The organism is Gordonia sp. UBA7599 (genome assembly GCA_002477755.1).
Taxonomy (GTDB): Bacteria; Actinomycetota; Actinomycetes; order Mycobacteriales; family Mycobacteriaceae; genus Gordonia.
The window spans coordinates 1-7975 of record DLKD01000148.1; the positions used below are offsets into that span (position 1 = coordinate 1).

Annotated in this window: 8 protein-coding genes; 4 read left to right on the top strand and 4 right to left on the bottom strand. The window is 68.2% G+C overall.

Annotation, left to right across the window (positions count from 1 at the left end; all coding sequences use genetic code 11):
- Positions 1-485: ferritin-like domain-containing protein (locus B4L26_RS17520; RefSeq protein WP_349680486.1), on the top strand; the 485-nt coding region annotated here is incomplete at its 5' end.
- A gap of 1 nt (position 486) precedes the next feature.
- Here B4L26_RS17520 and B4L26_RS17525 read toward each other — a convergent pair.
- Entirely contained in the window at positions 487-2217 is a 1731-nt protein-coding gene (locus B4L26_RS17525; RefSeq protein ID WP_290720951.1) for a proline--tRNA ligase, read from the bottom strand.
- Between the two features lie 56 nt (positions 2218-2273).
- Here B4L26_RS17525 and yaaA point away from each other — a divergent pair, with 56 nt between their 5' ends.
- Entirely contained in the window at positions 2274-3011 is a 738-nt protein-coding gene (yaaA, locus tag B4L26_RS17530) for a peroxide stress protein YaaA (RefSeq protein WP_290720940.1), read from the top strand.
- Positions 3012-3028: 17 nt separating this feature from the next.
- Here yaaA and B4L26_RS17535 read toward each other — a convergent pair whose 3' ends face one another.
- From B4L26_RS17535 to B4L26_RS17545, 3 genes are read right to left on the bottom strand one after another with little or no spacing between them, the layout of a single operon-like run.
- Complete coding sequence (locus tag B4L26_RS17535; RefSeq protein ID WP_290720952.1) at positions 3029-4555, bottom strand: DHA2 family efflux MFS transporter permease subunit; 1527 nt, start codon at positions 4553-4555, stop codon at positions 3029-3031.
- Positions 4556-4607: 52 nt separating this feature from the next.
- Positions 4608-5861, bottom strand: coding sequence for a uroporphyrinogen-III C-methyltransferase (gene cobA / locus B4L26_RS17540; protein ID WP_290720943.1), 1254 nt, complete (start codon positions 5859-5861; stop codon positions 4608-4610).
- Between the two features lie 51 nt (positions 5862-5912).
- The gene (locus B4L26_RS17545) at positions 5913-6950 is read right to left on the bottom strand and encodes an acyl-ACP desaturase (protein ID WP_290720944.1); all 1038 of its coding nucleotides are present in this window, start codon (positions 6948-6950) and stop codon (positions 5913-5915) included.
- 227 nt (positions 6951-7177) lie between these two features.
- On the opposite strand from B4L26_RS17545, the gene B4L26_RS17550 reads away from it, so the two are divergent.
- Positions 7178-7846, top strand: a complete 669-nt coding sequence (locus B4L26_RS17550; protein ID WP_290720946.1) for a hypothetical protein — start codon at positions 7178-7180, stop codon at positions 7844-7846.
- Positions 7847-7900: 54 nt separating this feature from the next.
- A partial coding sequence (locus B4L26_RS19125) for a hypothetical protein (RefSeq protein WP_414651922.1) occupies positions 7901-7975 on the top strand: 75 nt, incomplete at its 3' end.

Sequence of the window (7975 nt, forward strand, 5' to 3'; positions counted from 1 at the left end):
ACCGCCTCGATCTCGGCGTCGGTCGCCAGCCTGACGGGACTGCTGTCATGACCGTCGTCGACGCGTTGCGCGCAGCGATCCGCGCAGAAGATTCGGCGATCTTCACCTACGGAGTGATGACCGCCTTCACCCGCAACGACGTGCGCGGGCGGGTCGCGGCCGACATCGCCGCCCACCGAGTCCAGCGCAGTGCTCTCGCCGCGGCACTGGTCAAAGCCGGCGGTCAGGCCCCGGCACCGGCCGCCGGGTACCGGCTGCCGCAAGCGGTGACCGACGTCCGCTCCGCCGCCCATGCGGCGGTGGCCGCCGAGGACGACACCTCGTCGGCCCATCGTGCGCTGGTCGAACAGGCCGAGACCAACGGGCAGCGCCAACTCGGGGTCGACGGCCTGACCGGGTCGGCGATCCGCGCGGTCTACTGGCGTGGCGTCGCCGACATCACGCCGACCGCCGTCGTGCTGCCGGGCGACGCCCGGGCCAAGTAACTCAGCCGCGCACAGCGGCCAGGATGGCCTCGACGGCACCGGCGACCGGCACCTCGTCGGCCGTACCGGTCGAACGGTCGCGGACCTCGACCTTGCCGTCGGCGAATCCGCGCCCGACGACGACCACCGTCGGCATGCCGAGTAGTTCGGCATCCTTGAACTTCACGCCCGGGGACGCCTTGCGGTCGTCGAAGAGGACCTCGACGCCCGCGGCGTCGAGCTGCGCTACCAGATCTTGGGCCCCGGCGATCGCCGCCTCGTCCTTGTTGGCGATCACGACGTGCACGTCGAACGGTGCGACCTCACGCGGCCAGCACAGGCCCTTGTCGTCGTGGCGCTGCTCGGCGATCACCGCGACCAGACGCGACACACCGACACCGTAGGAGCCCATCGTCACACGAACCGGCTTGCCGTCCTCGCCGAGTACGTCGAGCTCAAAGGCATCGGTGTACTTGCGCCCGAGCTGGAAGATGTGACCGATCTCGATGCCCTTGGCCGCGACGAGGACACCGGCGCCGTCCGGAGCAAGGTCGCCCTCGCGGACCTCGGCCGCCTCGATCGTGCCGTCCGGGGTGAAGTCGCGGCCGACGACGAGGTCCACCACGTGCTTGCCGGGCTCATCGGCGCCGGTGATCCACGCGGTGCCGGTGACCACGCGCGGGTCCACCAGGTAGGTGCCGCCGGCGGCCTTGACGCCGTTCGGGCCGATGTAACCGCGGACCAGCGCCGGATTGGCGGCGAAGTCCTCATCCGTCAACAGCTCCACCTGGGCGGGCTCGACCGACGCCTCGAGGCGCTTGAAGTCGACCTCACGGTCACCCGGCACGCCGATCCCGGTGATTTCCCACTCGCCACCGGGACGGCGGATCTTCACCAGCACGTTCTTGAGGGTGTCGGCCGCGGTCACCTCGCGGTCGAGTGCACCATTGGCCCAGTCGACCAGTGTCGCGATGGTCGGGGTGTCGCCGGTGTCGTGCGCGACCGCCGCCGGCAGGCCCTCGATGCTGCGCTCGTCACCCGGCGGGGTCACCACGGCCTCGACGTTCGCGGCGTAGCCGGACTCGAGGCACTGCACGAACGTGTCCTCACCGACCTCGCTGGTCCCCAGGAACTCCTCCGAGGCACTCCCGCCCATCGCCCCGGACGTCGCGGCGACGATGACGTAGTCGATACCCAGGCGTCCGAAAATCTTCTGATAGGCGGCGCGATGTGCCCGGTAGGACTCCTCCAAGCCCGCGTCGGAGGTGTCGAACGAGTACGAGTCCTTCATCACGAACTCGCGCCCGCGCAGGATGCCGGCGCGGGGGCGCTCCTCGTCGCGGTACTTGGTCTGAATCTGGTACAGCGTGAGCGGCAGGTCCTTGTAGGACGAGTACTCCCCCTTCACCAGCAGGGTGAACAGTTCCTCGTGCGTGGGGCCCAGGAGCATGTCGGTACCCTTGCGGTCCTGCAGCCGGAACAGCGCCTGGCCGTACTCGTCCCACCGGCCGGTCGTCTCGTAGGGCTCGCGCGGCAGCAGCGCCGGCAGCAGGATCTCCTGCCCGCCGATCGCGTTCATCTCCTCGCGCACGACGTTCTCGATCGCGCGCAGCACCCGCAGGCCCAGGGGCAGCCACTCGTACACGCCCGGTGCAGCGCGCCGGATGTAGCCGGCCCGCACCAGCAGTTTGTGCGACGGCACCTCCGCGTCGGCGGGGTCGTCTCGAAGGGTGCGCAGGAACAGCGTCGACATTCGGGTGATCACAAGGCCCCAGCTTAATGAGGTGCGCCGCCCGCTAGGGTGCTGGGGTGCTCGTGATCCTTCCCCCTTCGGAGACCAAATCCGACGGCGGTGCCGGCGCCCCGCTGCGCCTGGAGTCGCTGTCCTTCCCGTCGGCGAACCCGACGCGCCGCCATCTCGTCGACGCGCTCGTAGAACTGTCCACGGACCTGGACGCCAGTCGCGCCGCCCTGGGCCTGGGTGCGACGGCGATTGCCGAGGTCGACCGCAACGCCGAACTGTGGCAGGCCCCGACGCGTCCGGCGATCGAGCGCTACACCGGCGTGCTCTACGACGCCCTCGACTATCGCGGGATGACGCGGGCGGTGCGCGCCAAGGCGCTCGAGAGGCTGCTGATCGGATCGGCGCTGTTCGGGGTGCTCGGGGCGGGCGACGAGATCCCCGCCTATCGGCTCTCGGGGGGGTCCAAACTTCCCGGCGAGCCGACGCTGGCAACCACCTGGAAGCCGGTGCTTCACGAGGTGTTCGCCGGGATCGACGACTTCATCGTCGATCTTCGGTCGGGCGTGTATCAGAACCTCGGGAAGGTGCCGGGCGCGGTGACGGTGACCGTGATGACCGAGAAGCCCGACGGTTCACGGTCGGTGGTCAGCCACTTCAACAAGCACTACAAGGGCTTGGTCGCGCGCGATCTGGTGCGCACCCGCCGCCGCGTCGGCGATGTCAACAGTGTCGCCGGGGTGCTCGCGGACGCTGGTCAACGGGTGGAGATCGCCGATCGCAGCACCGTCGTCGTGCTCACCTGAGGTACGCGGGCACGGAGTCAGGAGCCCGCCGGGCCCTGCAGGTTCATCGGACCGGTGCCCGAGTGCTCTTCCTCGGTGGCCGCCTGGCCCTCGGCGACTTCTTCCGGGGTGAAGCGCATGAACAGCACGACGACGCCAGCGAGGATCGCAATCCCCGCACAGGCGGCGAACGCGAGGCCGTAGCCGCTGGCCAGTGCGTCGATCTGGCCGGGAGTGATGTTCTTCGCGGGCTCGGCGACGCCGCCCATCGACAACGTGCGCGACGTGGCGAATGCGCCGACGGCGACGAGGCCGACGGCTCCACCGAGCTGCTGGGCGACCTGCGCGACAGCGGTCAGCGGCCCGATCTCCGTCGCTCCGACACCGGCCACCACCGCCAATGTCAGCGGTACGACAGCCAACCCAACTCCGAATCCGATCACCAGGACGGGCACGAAGATCTTCGGGAAGTACGCGGGATCGGAGTTGGCCATCGAGCTGGCGTAGAGGCAGCCGAGGAAGATGATCGCCCCACCGAGAATGACCAGCCAGCGCGGCTGCATGCGCAGCGAAAGGTTGGACGCGATCGCGGCGGCGATGCCGAACCCGAAGGCGAACGGGACGACGGCCAGGCCGCTCTGCCACGGCTGGTAGACGAGGATCCACTGCAGGTACAGCGAGATGAACACCGCCATGCACATCATGATGGCGCTGGCGAACAGGATCGCGATGAGCGCGGCGACCCGGCTGGAGTTGTCGAAGATCGAGAACGGCAGGATCGGGTGATCGGCGTTGCGCTCGATCAGCACGAACGCGATCAGGACGGCGATGCCGCCGATCAACGTGCCGATGACCAGCGGACTGGCCCACCCGCTGCCCGGACCGGCGTTGACGCCGAACACGATCAGCGTGCAGCCCAGCGTCGCCAGGAGTGCACCAGGGACGTCTAGGCGCAGCCGGGCGCCCTGGGACTCCTTCAGGAACGCCCACGCACCGACCGCAACCGCGAAACCGATCGGGACGTTGATCAGGAACACCAACCGCCAGCCGACCTCGGTCAGCACGCCGCCGAGGATCAGCCCGGCCACCGAACCGATGCCGGTCATCGCGGCGTAGATGGCGAACGCGCGGCTGCGGTCCTGGCCGGGCGCGAAGGTCGTCGCGACCAGCGCCATGGCCGTGGGGGCGGCGATCGCCGCCGACGCACCCTGCAGCGCGCGGAAAGCGATCAGCATCTCCGGGTTCAGCGCGAGGCCGCACAGCAGCGAGGAGACGGTGAACGCCAGGACGCCGAGGATGAACACCTTCTTGCGCCCGTAGGTGTCACCGAGGCGGCCGCCCAGCAGCATCAGGCCACCGAAGGCCAACACGTAAGCCGTGATGATCCAGTTCCCGGTGGCGGTGTCCAGGTGCATCGACTTGGAGATGCGCGGGAGGGCGAGCGCGGCGACCGTCCCGTCCAGCACCATCAGCAGCTGCATTCCGCTGATGACGAGGATCTGCGGGCCGAACACCTTGCTGTAGGTGCCATCGGGGCCGCCGTCGGGAGTGGCCGAATACGCCATCGGACCGGCAGGTGAATTCATAGTGAAACGAAGGTACCGCGCCGCGGTCGCGTCAAGCCAATTCCGCGGAACCTTCGGTGAAACCGGCCACATCGCCGATCACGACTATAGCCGGCGGGGTCAGCCCCTCTTTGTCGGCGACCGCCGCGGCTGTCGCCAGATCGGCGCGCAGAAGACGCTGCGTCGACAATGATGCGTTCTCGATCATCGCGACCGGGGTCTGCGGATCCCGTCCGCCCGCCAGGAGAACAGTGGCGAAGGCGTCGAGCCGTTCGACGCCCATCATCAGCACGATCGTCCCGCGCAGCCGGGCCAGCGCCGACCAATCGGTGAGCGAGTCGGGATGGTCGGGCGCGACGTGCCCGGAGACGATGACGACCTCGTGCGTGACCCCGCGGTGGGTCACCGGGATCCCGGCTAGGGCGGGCGCGGAGATCGCGCTGGTCACCCCCGGCACGACCGTCACCGGCACGCCGGCTTCCACGCATGCCTGCAGCTCCTCGAAGCCGCGGCCGTACACATAGGGATCCCCACCCTTGAGGCGGACCACGAACTTGCCTGCCTTGGCCCGGTCGACGAGGACGTCGTTGATGACTTCTTGACGCATGGCGCGCCCATAGGGCACCTTGGCCGCGTCGATCACCTCGACGTCGGGCCCGAGACCGGCCAAAAGCTCGGCCGGAGCCAGGCGATCGGCGACGACGACGTCGGCGCGTGCGAGCAGAGCACGGCCGCGCACGGTGATCAGGTCAGCATCACCGGGGCCACCGCCGACGAGTGCGACACCCGGCGCGTGCGGCTCGGCGGGCAACGGGTCGACGCCGGTCGTCTCGTCGAGAACCGCCATCAAGCGGTCGCGTACGCGCGCCGAGCGCCGATGATCGCCCGATCCCAGCACACCGACGGTCAACGTTCCTGACCGTCCGCTCGCCGGGGTGACCGCGGTACCGAGCCGGGCGTCGTCGGCTCGGACGCAGAAGACTCGGCGCCGCGTCGCTTCCTCGACGACGGCCGCATTCACGTCGGGGTCGTCGGTGCAGGCGATGGCATACCAGGCACCGTCGAGGTCACCGTCGGCGTACGGGCGCCGCACAATTTCCACGAGCGGGTTGGCCTCGACTGCCGGCGTCGGATCGACGGCGACGACGACGACCTTCGCGTTCGCGGCGAGCAGGTTGGGCAGCCGCCGTTGGGCTACCGGGCCGCCGCCCACGACGACGACCTTGCGCCCGTCCAACCGCAGGCCGGCCAAGTAGTGCCCGCCCCGCGGTTGAACGGAATCCGCGCTTGTTTCGTCGCCAGCCATAGCTGCACAGCCTACCGGCCACCCAAGTGTCGATAAGTCTGGCGCCCAGCCTCAGACCCCGAGCTTGGCTGCGCGGTCGCGGTCGGCCTTGTCCTGCATGCGTTCGAGTGCACGCGCGCGGGAGGCCTCGAACTTGTCGACCTTGGCGTCGAGGTCGTTGAGGAACCGGGCCAGCTCCTCGCGGTAGTACTGGCCGACGGGGCCGAAGTCGTCGCGCTCGAAGATCCGCCACTTGCGCAGGACCGGCGCCAGGACGTCGGTGCGGTGCTGCGGCAGGTCGTAGATGCCGTCCTTGGCGATCAGCACCGCGTTGCGGCGGAAGTTCGGCATGGTCGCGCCAGGCATCGCGAAGTTGGACACGATCGAGTAGATCGCGGCCATCGCCAGGTCGGGCACGACATCGAGGGCCGCGGACACGATGTTGCGGTAAAAGGTCATGTGCAGGTGCTCGTCGGCGGCCACGCGCTGCAGCATGCGGTCGGCGATCGGATCACCGCACGCCTTGCCGGTGTTGCGGTGGCTGACCCGCGTCGCGAGTTCCTGGAAGCTGACGTAAGCCACCGAGAGGATCATCTCGAAGGCGCTGTTCTGGTGCAGCGTGGGCTCCAGCTTGTGCACCTCGCGGGCATGGTCGAGCGGGTCGTAGCCGTGCGTCATGTGGAGCATGCGCGTGTTCTCCAGCTCCACCGGGTCGACGCCGCGGGTGACGACGAGGTAGTCGCGCATCACGATCGAATGCCGTGCCTCCTCGGCCGTCCACCGGCCCACCCAGAAGCCCCAGGCGTCGTCGAGGGAGAAGTTCTCCGCGATCACGCGGTGATACGACGGCAGGTTGTCCTCGGTGAGCAGGTTGGTGATCATCGCGGCCTTGGCCGTCTCGGAGAGCTCCGACTGGGTCGGGTCCCAGTCTTCGCCGCCGAGGAAGGCGAAGTTGCGACCGGAGTCCCACGGCACGTAGTCGTGGGGCATCCAGTCAACGGCCACCTTCATATGGCGGTCCACCTCGCGGGCGGCCAGCGGCTCCAGCTCGCGCAGCAGGTCGCTGCCGTCCATCTTCTCCGTCAGTGAAATCACATCTGTCGCAGTCATAACAACGAGCCTGCCGTGGCCCGGCCACGACGGCATGAGTCGAAAGTCCTTGAGGCACTGCGACATGTGTCCCGAGGGCCGCGGGACCCACGTCCGGTCGTCGCCGGCGTGTCCGGAGTGGAAGCCGGGTAATCGCCGAGGCAATGGCAGTTGTCAGACAAACAACTTATTGTTCACCCCAAGATGTTCCGACCGGCGAGTAGCGGTCCCGAGTACAAGGCGAGCACATGGCACAAGGCGCGACACTGAAATTCTCCTCGGCGGTCCGGGGTGGCCCGTCCTGCGAGGTGCGGTCCCCTCTGGGATACCGCCTCACTGTCTCTGGGTCGACGAACGACATCCAGCCGAAAGTCGTCGACGGCGACAGCAGCATGACGGGGAACCTAGCCCTCGTCGAGAATGCCTGGGCTTTTACCCTGCACAAGGAGTTCGGCCGTCTCGCTCCGACCCCCGAGGAGCAGAAGAGCCATCGCAAGCAGGCAGAGGTCCACAAAGAAGTGGTCGAGAACATCGCGCCCCTGCTCGACTCGTTGGGTGACGAGGTCCTCAGCGACTGGTGCTCGGGGTGCTTCACCTACTCCGACCATGTCAAGGTCGAACAGGAAGGGCTGAAACTCCCGACCTACATCTGCGAGACATGCGGTACACCCACGATCCCCTGTGTGGCGCCGGGCTGCGCCTACATGGCGGTGCGTGGCAGCGGATCGATCCGGCTGCCCAGCTATTGCGCCGAGCATTCTCACAAGATCCCCAGCTTCGAGCGAGCCGCTGACAAGGTCGCCCGGTTGGAGGATTACGCGACCTTGTACGAGTACGACGAGCGAAACCTCGCGCGGGCCACGCGCGTCGTCGCGGTCGCCGGCATCGGCGCCGGGGTCCGCGCCGCGCGCCGCTAAGGGAAGACGCCTATGAACTGGATCACCAATTTCGTCCGTCCCCGGATCAAGTCGATGCTCGGCGTCAAGGAGACGCCCGACAATCTGTGGACCAAATGCCCGAGCTGCGGCGAGATGCTGTTCCAGCGC